Raw genomic sequence first — 18,291 nt, forward strand, 5'->3', positions numbered from 1 at the left:
CATTGTCACATAGTATCCTCGCCGTGGACTGGCTACTAGACCCCCTGGCGGTTTCTTTCGTGCAGCGTGCCCTTTTTGCCGGCATGCTTGTGTCGATCCTGTGCGCACTCGTCGGCACCTGGGTCGTGTTGCGCGGCATGGCATTTCTCAGCGATGCGATCTCGCATGGAATGTTGCCCGGTGTTGCAATCGCCTATTTGATGAGCGCTAATCTGATGGTCGGTGCCGCCGCGAGCGCGGTGGTGATGATCGGGGGAGTGGCATGGGTGTCGCGCAACTCGTCCCTTTCGGAGGACACCGGCATCGGACTGCTCTTCGTCGGCATGCTTGCACTCGGGGTCGTCATCGTCTCGCGGGCGCGGTCTTTCGCCGTCGATCTGACGGCCTTCCTATTCGGCGACGTGCTTTCCGCGACATATACGGACTTGGTGTTCCTCGCGTTCGCAGCCGCGTTCGCGTCGACTGTGTCCGTCGTCGCCTATCGACCCTTCGTCGCGCTCGTCTTCGACGAACGTAAAGCGCAGACGTTCGGCTTCAGGCCCCGCCTGACGCACGTGGTTTTGCTGGGGCTCGTCGTGCTGGCAGTCGTGGCATCGTTCCGCATCGTCGGGACGCTGCTCGTGTTCGGCTTGCTTGTCGCACCATCGGCAACCGCGTACCTGTTCGGCCGCTCGATCGTGCAGTCGATGATTATTGCGACGCTGCTCGGGTGGTCGGCCACAGTGATCGGTCTCGTTGTGTCTTGGAACGCGAACACCGCAGCGGGCGCCACCATTGCCGGTCTGGCGGTGTTGCAGTTCTTCGTGATCGCGGCCGTGAAATCGAGTCGGGAAGCTTCGAGAGCAAAGCAGGCGGAGGGGCAGCTGATGGGGCCGACCGACGGCACTCGACCCGTGAATCTCAAACGCTTCAGTGAGGAGTTTTGATGTCTGTACCAAAATTGATCATGACCGTCGGTGTACTCACAGTGGCGATTGCAGGATGTAGCACCGAATCCTCGGGAGAAGTCCCCGCCGAATCGACGGCCGGTGCTGCACGCACCGGGAGTGACCTCGCCGCGGAGGCTGGATCGACGGAGGTCGAGGGCTCGGAACCGCGGCTGGTGATCGCGGACGCCGACTCGGGACGGATCGAGGTCATCGACCTGGCGACCGAGGAATCCGTCGGTTCTTTCGACGTCGGGAATCCAGCGCAGCTGACCACGGTGAACGGCCGCTACGTCGTCGCGGTCGACGGCGAAGGGGGACGCGTCGACTTCCTGGATCCGGGTTCGTGGACCATCGAGCACGGAGACCACTCCCACTCGTACGTCAAGGACCCGGCCGAGATCGGATCGCTCGACGGCGAGGATCCTGCCCACGTCTTAGTAGGTGACCGCAAGGTGGCAGTGTTCTACGACGGCACGGGAACGGCAGACGTCGTCGACTTCGACACGCTGAGCAAGGGCGAGGTCACCGTGGCCACCACGATCGATGCTCTCGCGCCCCACCATGGCATCGCCGTCCCAGTATCCGACCAGTACGTCGTATCGAGCGGGGGTGACGAGGACGATCTGCCGAACGCACTCGAATTACGCAACGAGGCAGGCGAACTGGTGCGTACTCTCGATGGGGCATGCCCCGAGATGCATGGCGCGGCTGTGTTCTCACGCTACTTCGTGCTCGCATGCGAGGATGGCGTGCTGAAGGTCGAGGACGATTTCACTACGGCCAAGCTGCCCTACCCGACGGTCGGAAATCGGGCATGGTCGTTCGACCATCAAGGCAAGGGAGCGATCGTCTCCGCGGCCATCGCCGAGGGTGTACTCGCACTCGACACCCGCTCGGGCCGTTGGGTCGAGGCGAAAACCGCAGACAAGGCACTGGCATCCGGTGTGTCGGGTGACGGCAAGACCATTTTCTCACTGCAGACGGATGGCACCTTTCGCACGTTCGACTGGGCGACCGGCGCGGAACTGTCGTCGACGCCGGTGCTGTCTGCGCGGTACGACGAAGACGGCCCGGTGCCGTCGGTGCAGGTCGGCGGCAACAGGGTGTACGTCTCCGACCCAGTAGCAGACACCGTCGTCGAGATCGACTACCGCGACGCAGGGCGTATTTCCCGCACCCTCGATCTCGGCTTCTCGCCTGCATCGTTCGGCGTGGTCGGCGCATGAAAAGGATAGTGCTGCTGGTTCTTCTGCTCGTTGGTGTCTCGGCTGGATGCGCAGACTCGGGTGCTGCCGACAAGCCGACCGTGGTGGTCACGACGAACATTCTCGGTGACATCACGTCGAACATCGTCGGTGAGCAGGCCGAGGTACTGGTATTGATGCCGCCCAATTCGGATCCGCACTCGTTCGAAATCTCGGCGTCGGAGGCCGCGCAGGTCGAGTCGGCTGAGCTGTTGATAGCCAATGGCCTCGGGTTGGAGGGCGGCGTTGCAAACACAATCGAGGCCGCACGCTCCGAGGGCGTGGATGTCGTCGAAGCAGGGCCGGCCGCCGACCCCATCGCGTACGTGACCGGGCAGTCGGCGGGAGTGCAGGACCCACATGTATGGACCGACCCGAACCGAATGCGTGCGGTGGTCGACTTGATCCGCGATGCGGTGAAGGATTCGGTAGAGGGGGTGGACAAGTCCGCAATCGATTCTGCTGCTACGCAATACGGTGCGCAGCTCGTCGAACTCGACAAGCGTATGGGCGAACGATTCGGAATGATCGCACCGGACAAGCGCACACTGGTGACCAACCATCACGTGTTCGGCTACCTCGCCGATCGATACGACTTCGAGATCATCGGAGCGATAATTCCGAGTGGCACGACACTGGCCTCGCCCAGTGCATCGGACCTCTCCGACCTGGCTGGGACGGTGCGTGCAGCAGGGGTGAGAACGATATTCGTCGACTCCTCGCAGCCCGACCGGTTGGCGCAGGTCATGGCGTCGGAGGCCGGCGTGGACATCGGGGTGGTCGAGTTGTACACCGAATCGTTGGGTGACGAGAACTCCGCGGCGTCGACGTACCTGGACATGATGGAGTACAACTCGACGATGGTCGCGTCTGGCCTGTCCTAGCGCCCATGCGGAATCGAAGCAGACCAAAACTGTTGTCACACTTGAACTGTGTACTTAAATGGTTTTGACAATCATTTGCAACTAGCGGTACATTTCCGTTCATGAAATTTATTCGTTCGTATCGCAACCTCGGCGTGGTTGTCGCGCTGGGCACTTCGGTCGCGCTTCTCGCGGCCTGCTCGTCCGAAGCCGGCACGGAAGCGGAGTCTGTCGACGCCGCTACCGAAACGGCTGCTGTACAGTCCAATTCGGAGCCGCAACCGCGGCTGGCCACCAGTTACGACGGTGGCGTCCTGATCCTCGACGCCACAACGCTCGAGACGGTCGAGGACATCTCCGGTATCGAAGGTTTCACTCGGCTCAACCCGGCCGGCGACGGACGGCACCTTGTGGTCAGCGGTTCGGGGGCATTCACCGCCCTCGACGCCGGGACATGGACCGACCGTTCGCAGTCCTACACGTCCACGCCCGCACTGACCGACATCGAATTCGATGCAACCACCCCGGGACACGTCGTGCGGCACGACGGCAAGACGGTGCTCTTCGATGACGGCACCGGCAAGGTCGAGATGTTCGAGTCGGCCGCGCTGCTGAAAGGCAGCAAGCCCGAAGTCGAGAGCTACACGACGCCGGAGGCTCATCATGGTGTCGCCGTGGCGCTCTCGGATGGCTCACTGCTCACCACCATCGGAAATGAAGACGAGCGCGCGGGCATCGTCGTGCTCGATGCCGATCGCAAGGAGATCGCCCGGAACGAGGAATGCCCGGGCGTGCACGGTGAAGCTGTTGCCGCTGATGAGACCGTAGTCGTGGGATGCGAGGACGGCGTGCTCATCTACCGTGACGGCGAAATTCGCAAGGTACAGAGTCCGGACGCCTACGGCCGAATCGGAAATCAGGCCGGCGACGAGGACTCACCGATCCTGCTCGGTGACTACAAGAGCGATCCTGATGCCGAGCTGGAGCGTCCGACCCGCGTGTCGTTGACCGACACCGCCTCGGGTGAGCTCACGCTGGTAGACCTCGGCACCAGCTACACCTTCCGTTCTCTCGGCCGCGGACCGGACGGGGAAGCGATCGTGCTCGGCACCGACGGAGCGCTCCATATCATCGACGTCGACACGAAGGCCGTCGCCGAGACGATACCGGTCGTCGATGCCTGGGAAGAGCCCGTCAAGTGGCAGGAACCGCGTCCGGCGTTGTTCGTGCAGGACGGCATCGCGTATGTGTCGGATCCGGCCGGCAACGCAGTCCACGCAGTGGATCTGGCAACCGGCGAAGTTTCGACTTCCGGCGAACTGGCCCACACGCCCAACGAGCTGACCGGGGTCACCGGGGTCACCGGGAGGTAGAAATCGCACCCGGATCCCGATGACTCCCGGCTCGTTCCTTCTCGGCGTCGGCCCGCTCGGAGTAGTGGGTGCTGACGGTCGAGCCGGGACTTGTCTCCGCGCTAGGGCCGATCGAGGTAGAACTCTGCGATCTCGGTCGCGACGGCTGCCACCGCCGACGCGAGACCGGGTTCCATATCGAGCGCGTTCGCCAGTTCTGCGCCTCTGAGATCGCGGGTTCGCAGGAGATCCCAGGCCTGTTCGACGGCACGTACCGATGTCGTAAAGTCGAGCTCCGGGCGGTTCGAGCGCAGCGCCGTTGCCGCCCAATCTGCGTCGAAGGTTCCGCGGGGTGGTCCGAACACTCGCTCGCCGGAGGTATAGCTCTTCGGTTCCATGTACGCCGATGGTAGCTATATTCGCCGCACGCTGGATCTAGCACCTTTCGGACAGAAGCGTGCCGATCCTGGCAAGGTAGGTTGGCTTCGGTATACGTGAGACATCACGTGCGCGGTGACGATCGGAGTCTGGTGAGCAGGGCGAACAACGAACGGCGATCGAAAACGTTTCGCCGCACGATGATTCGTGCGGTCATCGCGGCGATCGGAGTGGTCCTCGCTATCGTCCTGGCATCGGCCGCCTGGGTCGCTGCAGTGTCGTTCGGCCGTGTTCACGATGTCGCGGACGCACCGGATGCGCCGGTGGTCATCGTGCTCGGCTCGCAAGTCCGAGACGGCAAGCCGATGAAGTTTCTCTCCGGACGGCTCGATGCCGCCATCGAGATCTACGACTCCGGGAGAGCACGGGCGATTCTGGTGTCCGGCGACGCACATGGCCACTCGGGCAACGAGATCGCGGCGATGACAGAGTATCTCGTCGACGCCGGAATCGATCGCGACAAGATCGTCGGTGACGACTACGGTCTCGATACCTTCGACACCTGCGCCCGTGCGTCGGACACGTTCGGTGTCAGCCGGGCACTGATCGTCAGCCAGGGTCTGCACGTGTCACGTGCCGTCGCACTGTGCCGGGACGCAGGGATCGATGCGCACGGGATCGACGCCGACTGCGAATGCAACTGGCTGGCAGTCGTCCGGAACTATGCGCGCGAGTGGTTGGCCCGCCCCAAAGCGGTCCTCGACCTACTCTCCGGGCGCCCGCCCGCCGTCGTCACGCCCCCGGACGAATCGCTCACAGCGGCGTCCCGGGGCTGACGAAGCGGCAGTTCGCTCAGCTCCGTGCGCGTTCTACGATTCGGCGCGCACGCTTCGCGACGGCCTCATCGATGAGGAATCCACGTGCATCGGTGGCAACGCCGGAGGCCGCCGAGTCGAGTGTGCTCAATACTGCTTCGGCCTCCATAACGGCCTCAGCCGTGGGTGTGAAGATGCGCCGAGTAGGCGCGAGCTGAGCCGGGTGGATGCATGCTCGCCCGATGAAGCCGAGACCTGCCAATGTCGCGGTATCGGCCTCGAATGCTGCTTCGTCGCGGAAGTTTCTGGACACCGCTGCAGGTGGCGGGGAGATGCCGGCGGCAATGCTGGCCGCGACGATGTGGCTGCGCGCGACCAGCAGTGAGGAACCGTCGCCGACCTCGATGCCAAGTTCTGCTGCCAGATCGACTTCACCGATTTGCAAGAACTTCATTCGAGGCGCACGTGCAATCGCGAGAGCCTCGAACAATCCACCCGCGGTTTCGATCAAGGCCGACACAGCGGCGTGGGGAGCGATGCTCCTCAACAGCGCGTCTACAACCTCGACATCTGTCGCGGATTCGACTTTGGGTAGCCAGATTCCGGTCACATGTGGGTGGGCGACCGCACGAATATCGTCGAGAGATCCAGGATTGACCCGAACCCAGATCTCGACTCCGCCTGGATCGCACCCCGCAATCCATTCCGCCACCGTTGCACGTGCATAGTCTTTGTTCGCGACGGCAACCGCGTCCTCGAGATCCAGTACCACCGCATCCGCACCGGATGCGAGGGCCTTGTCGAAGCGACTCGGTACATCGCCAGGAACGTACAGGTACGTCAGCGCGGTGGTCACCCGATGACTCCCGTTCCGGCAACCAGGGACTTGGCGATGACTGTCCGCATGATGTCGTTGGTGCCTTCACCGATCGCCATCAGCGGTGCATCGCGGTACAAACGCTCGACGACGAACTCGGTGGAGTATCCGTATCCACCGTGTATGCGCATGGCCTCCAAGCTGGCAGTGATGGCTGTTTCGGACGCGAAGTACTTGGCCATGCCGGCCTCCATGTCGACTCGCTTGCCCGAATCAGCCTGTGATGCAGCCCAATACGTCATGAGCCTTGCAGCTTGTAGTTGTGTGGCGATATCGGCGATCTTGAGCTGAATGGCCTGGAACTCGGCAATGGGCTGACCGAAAGCGGTGCGTTCCTTGGCGTATGCAAGCGCTGCATCGTATGCGGCTTGCGCGATACCGACGCTTCGGCCGGCGATGTTGAGGCGCCCGATTTCCAGTCCGGACAATGCCTGCTGCAACCCACGGCCTTCGACGCCGCCGAGCAAGGCGTCGACCGGCACCCGTACGTCGGTCAGTGCAATCTCGCACGATTCGGTGCCCTTGTAACCGAGCTTGCCCATATCCCGCTGGACCTCGAAACCATCGGTGTCCGTATCGATCAACAACAGGCTCATGCCCTTGTGGGCAGGCGTGGTGCTCGTGTCGGTTTTGACGAGTACCGGCAGCACGTTGGCATGGCGAGCGTTGGTGATCCAGGTTTTGGCACCGTTGACGATGTAGTGGTCACCGTCGCGTTTGGCGGTGGTCTTGATTCCCTGTAGGTCGGTGCCTGCGCCGGGCTCGGTGAGGCCGACACCGGTGCGGTACTCACCGCTCGCCAGCTTGGGGAGCAACGCTCGCTTCTGCTCTTCGGTGCCGTGCTTGTTGATCATCCAGCACGAGAGATTATGGCTGCCGAGGATGCCTGCGACGCCCATCCAGCCGCGAGCAAGTTCCTCGTAGACGAGGGTGAACGACACCTTGTCGAGGTCGATACCACCGTATTCTTCGGGGGTCGTGATTCCGAATAGTCCCATTGCCTTCATGTGCTCGACGATTTCGGTGGGGTAGCGGCCGGTCTTCTCCCACTCGTTCGCGACGGGGATGATTTCTTTGTCGACGAAGTGGCGCAGTGCTTTACGGAAATTGAGCTGTTGTTCATTGTACGTGAAATCCACGATGGCTCCTAAGGGGCTTCAGTTCGGTTGTGCAACACGAGCGGCAAGGGCGAGCACGGTGGAGAGGTTCGGTTCGTCGGCGAGACCGAGGAGTCGGTCGGCAAGCTCCCGCGATTGCGGGTGTTCGCCGCAGTTGCCGGCGAACTTGGCGACAAGCTCGCTGTCGTCCAGGGGTAGCGCGATGGAACCTCGACTGCCGGCAACCTGGCCGTCGAGGACCCTGCCGTCTTCGAGCGTGATCACGGCACGACCTGGTGCCGACGCGGCGGGACCGTCGGACACGACTTCGGTGACACGCACGATGCGTGCGGTGTCCAGCACGGCAGGCCGGGCAATCGATTCGGGGGTGTATGTCTCCACGGTGACTGCGCCGTCGTGTATCAGGGCGGCGACGCTCCAGGGAAGATCGAACTTACCGTCGTAGGTACTACGCGGAGCCGCGGTTCCAGCGTTCGGGCCGCACACGATCGGAATGGAATCCGGGTGCACGTACACCTCGATATCGCGGATGCGGGTCGGGTCTACCTCGGTATCGAGTGCTGCGGAGACGGCGTCGAGTGTCACGTGCATGAGCTGGCAACTGGGGTATGGCTTGATACCGATGCGTGTCGCTTCCCAGTGATCGCCGAGTTGATCGGTCAATGCTGTGAAATCGGCTGCGCGAGAAGACATTGCAGCATAGAGGCCACGTTTTCCTTCGAGTACCGAGGACGGACCGCTTGCACCGGCCGCTGCTAGTCGCGCCGCGAGGATTCCGTTGAAGCTCGCCGATCCCGGATGCAATGCCTTGGTGTCTGCGTCGGTGTCGAGAAACTCGAGTAGTCCCGAACTGGACGACCCGGCGATCCCCAGAGCGTCGACCAATTGCGGAACGGGGAGTTTGTACAGGTATCCGGCGACCAGCGCAGAGGACAGTGGTCCCACGACACCAGTGGCGTGGAGCCCGCGTGCATGGAATCCATGTGGACTGACCGCGCCCAACCTGCATGCACTTTCCAGACCGATGGTGGCAGCGGTCAGTATCTCCGATCCCGAAGCACCCACCTGCTGACCGACTGCGAACGCCGCAGGCAACGACACGACGGTGGGGTGCACGAGGGCGCCGGCATGGGTGTCGTCGAAGTCCAAGGAATGTACTCGCACCGCTGTCGCCATTGCAGCGGCAGGTGCGGACAAGCTGCGTGTTCCAGTCAACGGAATTGCTTCAGCGGGCCCGCCGAGCGAGTCGGCCACGGCCCAACCGGCCGCACCGGAGCCGAGTCGTCCTGCAGCCACTGCATTTCCGACGCCATCGAGGAGGTGGCGGGCAGTGGCGTGACGGACGGTCTCGGGGAGATCCGAGAAGGTGAGACCGTGCGCCCACGCCGCCAGCACCGCCGAGGTCACGGGTGTACCGCCTGTTCGGCAGTGCCGAAAGCGCCCGAAGCGCTGAGTTCCGCGACACGGTCGTCGTCGTACCCGAGCTGTTCGCGGATGACCTCGTCGAAGTGCTCGTTGCGGGTGGGTGCACGACGATACTGGGGTGGTTCGGAGCCGAAGTTCACCGGTGAAGCGACCTGGCGAACCGTGTCGTAGACGGGATGGGTCGTCTCGACGATCAGATTTCTTGCGAGAGTGTGTGGTTCGGTGAGAGCCTGGGCGACGTCGTTGATCGGTCCCGATGGCACGCCCGCCGGTCCGAGCAAAGAAAGCCAGTGATCGACCGTGCGGCTCAAGAACACCTCCTCGAGTATCGGGAGCAATTCGGACTGGTTCGTGCCGCGTAGCGCGAAACTCGTGAACCGGGGGTCGGTGCCGAGTTCGGGCCTGTCGATTGCAACAACCAATCTCTCCCAGAACTTCTCCTTCGCGCATCCCACGACGAGCCACCCGTCGCTGGCCTGGAAAGCTTGGAACGGGACCAAAGAGGGATGCGCAGAGTTCTTGGTACGCACGGGTTCGAATCCGGCGTTGAGATGCCATGTCGCCGGGTAAGTTAGCAGGGACATCGCGGTGTCGTACAGGGACACGTCGCAGTCGCCACCGACCCCGTCTCGCCGAGCTGCATGCAGGCCCGCCAACAATGAGATCGCCGCGACGAATCCACCGGAGTAATCCACGAGGGAAAGACCCGACTTCGTCGGAGGCCCATCCGGGTCGCCGGTGACACTCATCCATCCGGCAAGACCTTGCAGAATGTAGTCGTAGCCAGGCTCTTTCGCGCGCGGGCCGGTCATGCCGAACCCAGTGAGGCTGCAGCATACGATGGCTGGGTTGAGATGTTTCAGATCGTCGTACGTGATGCCGATCTTTGCCGGAACATCTCCGCGGAGGTTGGAGTACACCGCGTCACTGGTTCGTACGAGATCCTCGAACACGCTTCGACCGGACGGTGTCGAGAGGTCGAGGGAGAGGCTGCGCTTGTTCCGGTTGAAGGTCTCGAAGAACAACGAGTCCTCGCCTTCGTTGTACGGCGGGACATAGCGGCCGACGTCGCCACCGACTCTGGGGTCCTCGATCTTGATGACATCGGCACCCAGGTCCGCCAGATGCAGGCTTCCGAACGGGCCTGCGCCGTACTGCTCGAGCGAGATGATGCGTACGTCTTCGAGTGGTCTCATGCCTCGATGCCTTTCGTGGCCGGTAGTTCGAGCGGGCCGCTCGTCGCTTCGGGGAAGTAGTTCTGGCCGATGCCGCTGTCTCTGGTCGCGACCATCACGGAACGCTTCCACGAAATGACCTGAACGCCATCCTGATTCAGACCACGTGTGATCATCGAGACGATGCCTGCGTACGGGCGTGATTTGGAAAGGCGAAGTGCGGTGCAGATGCTTTCCGCGTAGAGCGTGTCGCCCACATAGACAGGGTTCGACATCTCGATGTCGGTGAACGACAGATTCGAAATCGCATTCTGGCTCATGTCCAGAACCGAAATGCCGAGTATCACTGCGACGGTCAAGCCGGAGTTCACGAGGATGCGGCCACCGGTTATCGGGTTCTGCGACGCGGCGTGCGCGTTGAAGTGATTCTGGTTCGTATTCATCGACAACAACGTGATCCACGTGTTGTCGGCCTCGGAGATCGTGCGGCCGAGGGGATGCTGATACACGTCGCCCACGACGTAGTCCTCGAAAAAGCGCCCAAGAACGGCCGGATGGGTTGCCATCGCGTCTCCTCATGTTTGTTCGGCAAGTGCCTGCACCTGAACTTAAACATCAGATGTTTCAGGAGTCAAGAGGCGAATTCTTGAGGTCGAACGGCATGGCTATCGAACTGAGGGGCTTAAATAGCAGATGTTTAGGCTCAGTCGGTGCGCAGCCGGTCCATCTGGCGGTAGGAATCACCGAGATGGTCCAGGTGTGTGCGCATCAGGTCCATCGCGGTCATGGAATCACCCGCCGAAACGACGTCGAGAATCGCGCGATGGTCGTGGTCGACGCATTGCCAGAAGCCCTCCGGCGCGTGGTCACGCCCGAATCTGCTGGACAAGACGCGGAATACCGGAGCGGTGATGAGTTCGAGCAATGGATTCTGGGTAGCGCGCAGTAGCACCAGGTGAAATTCTTGATTCTTCGTATAGGTCTCGGGTCCCTCAGCGCCTTCGGGATCGAAGATCGCCGCTCGAAGCTGTTCGAGGTGCAGCTCGGTGCGCCGGTAGGCGGCAATACCGGCCGCCGGCACCTCCATCAAGTTGCGCACCTCCATCAATTGGTCGACTGTGACTGTCTCAGCCGCAGCCATCAACGCAACACCTGTTTCGAGGTGTGCGCTGATGTGTCCGACGCTGGGGGTGGCCACGAAGCTTCCGCCGGTGACGCCCCGTGTTGTATTGATGAGGTTTTGGCTGGCCAGAGAGCGTAGAGCTTCGCGAATAGTGCTTCGGCCCACGCCGTACTCGGCGGTCAACTCCGCCTCCCCGGGGAGTCTCGTGCCGGGTTGGAGCTCGCCGGACAGGATTCGTCGGCGAAGGTTGGCTGCCAGTACCGCGTAGGCCGGCGAGCTCTTGTTGGAGGCGTCACTCGGCGTCGAATCGGTCACGGTTCGTCGTCCTTCGTCGTGCGTCGGTGGGGTGTTAGGAGACTGAGCCTAACGTGCCACACGGCGAGCGGCCCGGATGATCGAGTGGGGGCACTGGATCGCTATACATCCGCTCTTTAGAGTAAAAACCGCTCGGTCTCGTACGCCTGACGGGGCGATCAGGTCAATTTTGGCTTTAAACATCAGAGGTATTGCAATTCTGGCGGTCCTCAAGCACTATGACTCCTGTCACCTTGATCGGTTGGCTATTCGAACTTTTCGCAAGATGGCGATTCGCCTCGGTCGTCCCTTTCCGCTCCTTCGTGGGCGCCCACAGAAATGGAAGCTTGATGAAACGAATTGGAGTCGACGTCGGCGGTACGTTCACCGACCTGGTGTTGTGGGACGACGACGGCACGGTCGACGTGCACAAGACGCCGTCGACCAACCATGACCCGTCGATCGGAACGATGGCAGGCATCGAGGTGCTTGCCAAGCGCGCCGGCATAGACCCCTCTGAGATCGACATGTTCTTCCACGGAACCACGGTGGCGACGAACATCGTCCTCGAACACAACGGCTGCGACGTCGGCATGATCACCACCGAAGGCTTCCGCGACCTTCTGCACATTGCTCGCAAGAAGCGTCCGCTGAATTACTCGAACTACCAGGACCTTCCGTGGCAGAAGTGGCAGTTGGTGCCCCGACGGAACCGACGCGTAGTGCCCGAGCGTATCGATGCCGCAGGAAACGTCCTGACCCCACTCGACGAAGATGCGGTCCGTGAACAGGTTCGTCTGCTCAAGGAGCGCGGAGTGCAAGCAATCGCGGTCGCGTTCCTCCACTCGTATCGGAATCCGACACACGAGCGTCGTGTGAAGGCAATCATCCTCGAGGAGTTCCCCGAGGTCTTCATCTCCCTCTCGAGTGAAGTGGCTCCGCAATATCGCGAGTACGAGCGCTTCTCGACGGCGGCCCTCAACGCTTTCATCGGACCCAAAACATCGAAGTACATCGAGAACCTCGCGCAGAAGGCCAGTGCGGCACAGGTCGGCGAGGACGTTCATTTGATGACTTCTTCCGGTGGACTCGTCACTTCGCGCAGCGCCAGTGAGATCCCGATATCCCTGCTGACCAGCGGTGTCGTAGCAGGACTTCTGGGCGGATGCGCGATCGGCAAGGCATCGGGATTCCCCAGCGTCATCACACTCGACGTCGGTGGTACGTCGGCAGATGTGGGAGTTGCCCCTGATGGTGCGCTGCGCATGAAGCATCTACTCGATACTCGAATCGGCGACTATCACGCCATGGTTCCGATGGCCGAGGTCGACACCATCGGTGCCGGTGGTGGATCGATCGCGGTTGTCGACGACGGTGGAATGTTCCGTGTCGGACCGCGAAGTGCAGGCGCCGTGCCGGGACCCGCGTGTTATGACAATGGCGGTACCGAACCGACCTCCACCGATGCGATGGTGATGATGGGGTGGCTGCGAGAAAACAGTTTCCTGTCGGGAACCATGGAAGTGAAGCCGGAACTGGCCCGCGAGGCCATCCAAACCCATATCGCGGACAAGTTGAACAGCCCGCTCGACGAGGCCGCGATGGGAATCTTCAAGATTTTGGCCCATTCGATGACCGAGGCAATCAGTCTGCATTCGGTCCGAAAAGGCTACGACCCACGAGACTTCTCACTGATCGCCGAAGGCGGCGCCGGGCCGCTGTTCGCGTGGCAGATTGCCGACCAACTCGGTATCCCGCGAGTGATCGTTCCTGGTCATCCCGGCATCACTTCGGCCGTGGGTTTGCTCACGACCGACATTCGCTACGAAGTGCCGACGACGGTGTGGACGTCCTCCGCTGATCCCGACGTGGAGTTGATCAGTGAGCAGATGGAACGTCTTTCGAGGGAAGCGTCCGCACAGCTCGAAGCCGATGGTGTTGCCGCGGAGGACATCAGGTTGGAGCGCAGCGCGGATTGCCGGTATGTCGGTCAGGGATACGAGCTTCGTGTCTCGGCACCCGACGGTCCGATCGACGATGTGTGGGTCAAAGCGACGGCAGAGGCATTTCACGAGGCCCACGGACGCACGTACTCGCAGCGATTCGACGACAAACCAGTTCAGCTGATCAATATCCGTGTCACGGGTGTTGGTGCGGTGCCGCACGTACGCATCGCGGAGATCGAAAAGGGGAGTGCCGACGCTTCGGCTGCGGTGAAGACGACCACGCAGGCACTCTTCTGGAAAGACGAAGCGGCGAAGCCGGAGTGGATCGAGACGCCTGTCTACGAACGGTCACTTCTGCTGGCTGGTAACAAGTTCGCTGGACCTGCCATTGTCGAACAGTTCGATTCGACGACCATCATCGGCATGAATCAGCACGCCACCGTCGACGCAGTCGGCCACATCATCATCGAGAGGAATCCCGCATGAGCAAGACACTGATGCCCAAAACCGGAGTGTCTCTCGCAGGCGAGGCGAACCGTACCTGGAACGACGTCGATGTCGATCCGATCACGCTGCGGGTCATCGGCGGTGCACTGCAGTCGATGGCCAAGGAAATGGCGCAGGTGCTCTACCGCATGGCGTACTCCAGCCTCATTCGCGAGTCCGAGGACCTCGGTGCAGGCATCTTCGACGTCAATGGACGAGAACTGTGTGAATCCGATTCCACGCCGATGCACTGTGGTTCGATCCCCGCCTACATTCGCGGCGTCAATCGTCGGCTCGCCGGCACGTACAAGCCCGGCGACGTTGTTCTGCACAACCACCCGTACCACGGCGCGGCACACTCACCGGATTACGGCGTCATCATTCCGATCTTCTGGCAGGGCGAGCACATCGGCTTTGCAGGGTGCACCGGCCACGTCTCCGACGTAGGCGGCAACTTCCCGGGCCTGTGCATGGACGTCGTCGACGTGTGGGCCGAGGGCAAGCTCATGGACTCGATGAAGATCTACGAAGCGGGCGTCCGCAACGAATACCTCATTCAGCACATTCTCGACAACGTTCGTACGCCGGAACAGAATCGCGGCGACCTAGAGGCTCTGATCGCATGCTCTCGAATCGGGGAGAAGCGTTTCACCGAACTGCTCGAGAAGTACGGCCTCGATACCGTGATGAGTGCGGGTGAGCGCTGGATGGATTACTCGGAGAATATGCTGCGCAGCAAAATTCGTGAGATCCCCGACGGTAGTTACGAGGCTCCCGTCGGATATCTCGACGACGACGGCAAGAATCGTGGGGAGCCGTTGGCGGTAGCCGTGCGCGTACAGGTCGAGGGCGAGGACATCCTCATCGACCTCACCGGCTCCAACAGTCAGGTCCCGACAGCGTTCAACGTGCCGTTCGAGGGATCGGTCCTCCCCGTTGCGGTATCGGCCATTCGTACGATTCTTCTCGATGAGGACCTCACCGAGGAATTCGTTCCGCAGAACGATGGATGTTTCCGTCCGGTGAAGGCGTACGCGCCGGAGGGAACGATCTTCAATCCCGACTTCCCGGCCTCGTGCTTTGCGCGTTTCTCCCAGGTGAACCGAATTTTCGACTCGATCAACCTTGCTCTCGCGCCGGTACTTCCCGACCGCGCGATCGCGGGCTCTTCGGCAGCGTTGTGTGCCATCGCGTACTCGGGTATCGCGCCGGACGGTGAGTCCTACTGGGTGTACATCGAGATCAACGAGGGCTCGTACGGTGGACGCAACGGCAAGGACGGGATGGACGCCGTCGACGCGTTGATGGCCAACACCCGCAACAATCCCATCGAGGAACTCGAACTAAACCACGCAATGCGGGCGTTGCGCTACGAACTTCGCGACGAAGCGCCGGCTCCGGGCCAGTGGCGCGGCGGTATAGGCAGTGTGCGCAAATGGCTGATGGAGACCGATACCTTCCTCGGCTCCGAGGCTGACAACCGGTCGGATCCGCCTGCAGGCGCGCTCGGCGGACACGACGGAGTCTCGGGCTCGTTCACACGTAACGCGGGTACCGATCGGGAAGAAGTGTTGTACTCCAAGGTCACTCAGGAGACCATCCGAGCCGGTGAGACCCTCGAGATCAAGGTGCCTTCGGGCGGCGGATTCGGGGACCCGTTCAAGCGTGATCCGTTTCAGGTGCTCAGTGATGTGTGGGACGAGTACCTCACCGCCGAAGATGCCCGACGCGACTACGGTGTCATCGTGAACACCGAGGCATGGACCGTCGACGAGGATGCGACAGCGTCCCTGCGCGCGGCGAGTGCCGCCTGACACGCAATGGGGGACAGGGCACGAATTCTCGTGCCCTGTCCCCGCGTGACCTCGACCGCACGCTCGCCAGTGTCATCACGTGGATCGATCAGACGGATGCTCCTTGTGGAGGCCCACTGGCGGGTATGCGCATCGGAGTCAAGGACAACATCGATGTCGCCGGAACAGCGACAACATGCGCTTCGCGTTTCTTCGAGCACACTGTGGCGAAGTCGAATTCCGACGTGGTCGCAAGACTGCTCAGCGCCGGCGCTCAGGTGACCGCCAAGCTCAATATGGCGGAGTTTGCGGTAGGGGTCACCTCGCAGAATTCCGCCGCCGCTGCCCCCCGCAACCCGTGGAATCTCGACCGCGTGCCAGGCGGGTCGAGTGGAGGTTCCGGTGCAGCAGTGGCAGCAGGCCTGGTGGATGCGTCGCTGGGAACCGATACCGGCGGATCGGTCCGCCTTCCCGCATCCGCCTGTGGGGTCACCGGACTCCGGCCGACCTGGGGCTCGATCAGCAACGTCGGCGTCTTCCCCGTCAGTGCGGGGTTCGACACCGTCGGGCCGATGGCGAGGTCTGTTGCCGACGTCGCGCGGATCTTCGACGTCCTCTCTACGGACAGTTACTCGAGTTCGCGCCCGGCGCGCCGGATCGGAGTACCGAGGGTGTTCATCACCGACGACGTCGACCCTGCCATTTCCGAGGCTGTCGATGCCGCTGCTCGGGAACTGTCGGCCCTCGGCTACGAATTGGTTCCCATCGACATTCTCGGCGCCGCAGGAGCCCAGGACATCGTGTACACCTTGATCTACTCCGACCTCGCCCGCGAGCACCGCGATCGGATCCGACAGGCGCCGGAACTGTTTCAGCCCGCAACACTCGAGCGCATTTCGCTGGGTCTGAACATTACCGATGCACAACGAGATTCGGCGCAGGCGGGTTGCGTCGAATACCGTCTTGGTCTCGAGTCGGTATTCGACGAAGTGGACGTCGTGCTGACCCCGACCATGCCCGTCGACGTGCCGTTCATCGATGGTGGAGACGACGTTGTCGAGCAGTCGAGACGGATGGGTCAGTTCAGTTACCCGTGGTCACTTCACAATGGGCCGACACTGGCTGTGCCCGTGGGATTTCACAGCATTTCGGGGATGCCGGTCGGTGCGCAACTCACGGCTGCAGCGCATCAGGAGCGCCAACTGTTCGAGGTGGGCTTGCGCTATCAACAGAGCACCGACTGGCATCTGGCGACCCCGCCGGCATAGGGCGGATATCTGCCAGTTCGACGAAGTCGCAATTCGGACATGTAAAACTGGAACGTGTACTAGTTTGAGGTCGAGGATTGCCGACTTCGAAAGGCGTACAAGTGGACTGGTACCGGATCAAGACCGCAGCAACGGGGATCAAGAGGCTCGCGACTCTCTCGGCCGAGGACAAACAGTCGGCCATCGACGCATTTCAGTTCTTCCAACGCATGCAAGCCGGTGAAGCTACCGACACAGCTGACGAGACCAAGGCCGTCGCGGACTACTACAAGGTCCTCAACAACATGCTGTCGGTGTTCGATTTGGAGAAGCTCTACATTCCGCCGATGCTCGATGGAAAGCAAGGGCTCTACGGCAACCAGATCCTGCTCGAGAAGGCGCTCCTGAAAGAGTTGGCGCTGAAGGACGCCGCCCAATCCCACCTACTCGACATGGGCTGCGGTCGCGGCCGAATTGCACACCACTTGGCCACGCTGACCGGCGGACAGATCTCGGGCTACAACATCGACCCCAATCAGCTCGAGAATGCCGACGAGTGGGCGGCCCGGTGTGGCATGAGTGATCGGCTGCACTTCAAGTTCGGAGATCACCACAAGCCGCTCGATTACGAGTCCGAGTCTTTCGACGGTTGCTTCTCCGTCCAGGCAGTTTGGCCGTTCTTCAAGAAGGACGAGCTCGATGCCCACGCCGAGGAGATGTACCGGGTCCTCAAGCCCGGAGGCCGCTATGCCTGCTCGGAGTACCTGCTGACGCCGTACTTCGACTGGGACAACGAAGAACACGTCACCCTGCACAAGTTGTTCCTGCCCACGCTTGCAGCGACTCAGTCGATGTACCCGGCAGATGTGTGCGCGGCCCTCGAGCGAGCAGGCTTCAGGATCGTGCTGTCGGCTCCGTCGAAGAGCGAAGCATGGCCGCTGTGCGATGAGAAAGCCAACCTCATTCGCCGCGGACGCAAGGCAGTGCGCGGCCTGGAAAAAGTGAAGGTCGCGCCGCCATGGGTCGAAGAGTCGCTCGAACTGCTGCAGACCGGAGCTGAGGCCTGGAATCAGGCCGAGCGCGCGAAGATCGCGGACCTCAACTGGCGGATCGTCGCCGAGAAGGTCTGACAGAACGGAGACCAGCGCCGACGTCACAGCCAGCTCACTGTGCTCAGCCCGGTACAGTGGGCGGGCTGGTTCAACACTGAACCTGACCCCGTATCC

16 protein-coding genes are annotated in these 18,291 nt (G+C 61.8%); 9 read left to right on the top strand and 7 right to left on the bottom strand.

Translation table 11 applies throughout. The features are described from left to right. The first annotated feature begins 23 nt into the window (after positions 1-23). The 4 genes from aztB to aztD all read left to right on the top strand — a co-directional run bounded on the left by aztB (position 24) and on the right by aztD (position 4,409). Positions 24-926 carry a zinc ABC transporter permease AztB gene (gene aztB / locus E5720_RS16940; RefSeq protein WP_136171613.1) on the top strand — a complete coding sequence of 301 codons (903 nt, stop codon included), beginning with the start codon at positions 24-26 and terminating at the stop codon, positions 924-926. Continuing rightward, on the top strand, positions 926-2,155 hold the full coding sequence (locus E5720_RS16945) for a hypothetical protein (RefSeq protein WP_247596015.1): 1,230 nt from the start codon (positions 926-928) through the stop codon (positions 2,153-2,155). Before aztB ends, E5720_RS16945 begins: the two co-directional genes overlap by 1 nt. Beyond that, on the top strand, positions 2,152-3,057 hold the full coding sequence (aztC, locus tag E5720_RS16950; protein ID WP_136171614.1) for a zinc ABC transporter substrate-binding protein AztC: 906 nt from the start codon (positions 2,152-2,154) through the stop codon (positions 3,055-3,057). The genes E5720_RS16945 and aztC overlap by 4 nt, the downstream gene beginning before the upstream one ends. Positions 3,058-3,158: 101 nt before the next feature. Beyond that, positions 3,159-4,409 carry a zinc metallochaperone AztD gene (gene aztD / locus E5720_RS16955; RefSeq protein ID WP_136171615.1) on the top strand — a complete coding sequence of 417 codons (1,251 nt, stop codon included), beginning with the start codon at positions 3,159-3,161 and terminating at the stop codon, positions 4,407-4,409. A 101-nt stretch (positions 4,410-4,510) separates the two neighbouring features. Here the strand turns inward: aztD and E5720_RS16960 are convergent, their stop codons facing one another. Beyond that, on the bottom strand, positions 4,511-4,786 hold the full coding sequence (locus tag E5720_RS16960) for a hypothetical protein (protein ID WP_136171616.1): 276 nt from the start codon (positions 4,784-4,786) through the stop codon (positions 4,511-4,513). Between the two features lie 180 nt (positions 4,787-4,966). Between E5720_RS16960 and E5720_RS16965 the strand changes: the two genes are divergently transcribed. Further along, positions 4,967-5,602 (top strand): ElyC/SanA/YdcF family protein, encoded by a 636-nt coding sequence (locus E5720_RS16965; RefSeq protein ID WP_136172769.1) that lies wholly within the window; start codon positions 4,967-4,969, stop codon positions 5,600-5,602. 16 nt (positions 5,603-5,618) lie between these two features. Here E5720_RS16965 and E5720_RS16970 read toward each other — a convergent pair whose 3' ends face one another. The 6 genes from E5720_RS16970 to E5720_RS16995 form a co-directional block, all read right to left on the bottom strand. Next, positions 5,619-6,437, bottom strand: a complete 819-nt coding sequence (locus E5720_RS16970) for a CoA ester lyase (RefSeq protein WP_136171617.1) — start codon at positions 6,435-6,437, stop codon at positions 5,619-5,621. Beyond that, positions 6,434-7,597: an acyl-CoA dehydrogenase family protein gene (locus tag E5720_RS16975; protein WP_136171618.1), complete on the bottom strand. Its 1,164-nt coding sequence runs from the start codon at positions 7,595-7,597 to the stop codon at positions 6,434-6,436. Before E5720_RS16975 ends, E5720_RS16970 begins: the two co-directional genes overlap by 4 nt. A gap of 18 nt (positions 7,598-7,615) precedes the next feature. Continuing rightward, a complete protein-coding gene (locus E5720_RS16980; RefSeq protein WP_136171619.1) occupies positions 7,616-8,983 on the bottom strand; it encodes an MmgE/PrpD family protein in 1,368 nt (455 codons plus the stop codon). Beyond that, positions 8,980-10,197, bottom strand: coding sequence for a CoA transferase (locus E5720_RS16985; RefSeq protein ID WP_136171620.1), 1,218 nt, complete (start codon positions 10,195-10,197; stop codon positions 8,980-8,982). The genes E5720_RS16980 and E5720_RS16985 overlap by 4 nt, the downstream gene beginning before the upstream one ends. Beyond that, positions 10,194-10,742 carry a MaoC family dehydratase gene (locus tag E5720_RS16990; protein ID WP_136171621.1) on the bottom strand — a complete coding sequence of 183 codons (549 nt, stop codon included), beginning with the start codon at positions 10,740-10,742 and terminating at the stop codon, positions 10,194-10,196. The genes E5720_RS16985 and E5720_RS16990 overlap by 4 nt, the downstream gene beginning before the upstream one ends. A 137-nt stretch (positions 10,743-10,879) precedes the next feature. Further along, positions 10,880-11,614 (bottom strand): FadR/GntR family transcriptional regulator, encoded by a 735-nt coding sequence (locus E5720_RS16995; RefSeq protein WP_136171622.1) that lies wholly within the window; start codon positions 11,612-11,614, stop codon positions 10,880-10,882. A 329-nt stretch (positions 11,615-11,943) separates the two neighbouring features. On the opposite strand from E5720_RS16995, the gene E5720_RS17000 reads away from it, so the two are divergent. From E5720_RS17000 to E5720_RS17015, 4 genes are all read left to right on the top strand, one after another. Next, positions 11,944-14,025, top strand: coding sequence for a hydantoinase/oxoprolinase family protein (locus E5720_RS17000; protein WP_136171623.1), 2,082 nt, complete (start codon positions 11,944-11,946; stop codon positions 14,023-14,025). Beyond that, positions 14,022-15,839, top strand: coding sequence for a hydantoinase B/oxoprolinase family protein (locus E5720_RS17005; protein WP_136171624.1), 1,818 nt, complete (start codon positions 14,022-14,024; stop codon positions 15,837-15,839). The genes E5720_RS17000 and E5720_RS17005 overlap by 4 nt, the downstream gene beginning before the upstream one ends. Before the next feature lie 125 nt (positions 15,840-15,964). Beyond that, positions 15,965-17,086: an amidase gene (locus E5720_RS17010; RefSeq protein ID WP_247596016.1), complete on the top strand. Its 1,122-nt coding sequence runs from the start codon at positions 15,965-15,967 to the stop codon at positions 17,084-17,086. A 101-nt stretch (positions 17,087-17,187) separates the two neighbouring features. Then, positions 17,188-18,195: a class I SAM-dependent methyltransferase gene (locus tag E5720_RS17015; protein WP_136171626.1), complete on the top strand. Its 1,008-nt coding sequence runs from the start codon at positions 17,188-17,190 to the stop codon at positions 18,193-18,195. Positions 18,196-18,291: the final 96 nt, after the last annotated feature.

Origin of the sequence: Rhodococcus sp. PAMC28707 (assembly GCF_004795915.1) — a bacterium.
Lineage (GTDB): Bacteria > Actinomycetota > Actinomycetes > Mycobacteriales > Mycobacteriaceae > Rhodococcoides.

Excerpts from the sequence above, each read along its gene's own strand:
- E5720_RS16945 (WP_247596015.1), top strand. The coding sequence starts at position 926 with ATGTCTGTACCAAAATTGATCATGACCGTCGGTGTACTCACAGTGGCG.
- aztC (WP_136171614.1), top strand. The coding sequence starts at position 2,152 with ATGAAAAGGATAGTGCTGCTGGTTCTTCTGCTCGTTGGTGTCTCGGCT.
- aztD (WP_136171615.1), top strand. The coding sequence starts at position 3,159 with ATGAAATTTATTCGTTCGTATCGCAACCTCGGCGTGGTTGTCGCGCTG.
- E5720_RS16960 (WP_136171616.1), bottom strand. The coding sequence starts at position 4,786 with ATGGAACCGAAGAGCTATACCTCCGGCGAGCGAGTGTTCGGACCACCC.
- E5720_RS16965 (WP_136172769.1), top strand. The coding sequence starts at position 4,967 with ATGATTCGTGCGGTCATCGCGGCGATCGGAGTGGTCCTCGCTATCGTC.
- E5720_RS16985 (WP_136171620.1), bottom strand. The coding sequence starts at position 10,197 with ATGAGACCACTCGAAGACGTACGCATCATCTCGCTCGAGCAGTACGGC.
- E5720_RS16990 (WP_136171621.1), bottom strand. The coding sequence starts at position 10,742 with ATGGCAACCCATCCGGCCGTTCTTGGGCGCTTTTTCGAGGACTACGTC.
- E5720_RS17000 (WP_136171623.1), top strand. The coding sequence starts at position 11,944 with ATGAAACGAATTGGAGTCGACGTCGGCGGTACGTTCACCGACCTGGTG.
- E5720_RS17005 (WP_136171624.1), top strand. The coding sequence starts at position 14,022 with ATGAGCAAGACACTGATGCCCAAAACCGGAGTGTCTCTCGCAGGCGAG.
- E5720_RS17010 (WP_247596016.1), top strand. The coding sequence starts at position 15,965 with ATGCGCATCGGAGTCAAGGACAACATCGATGTCGCCGGAACAGCGACA.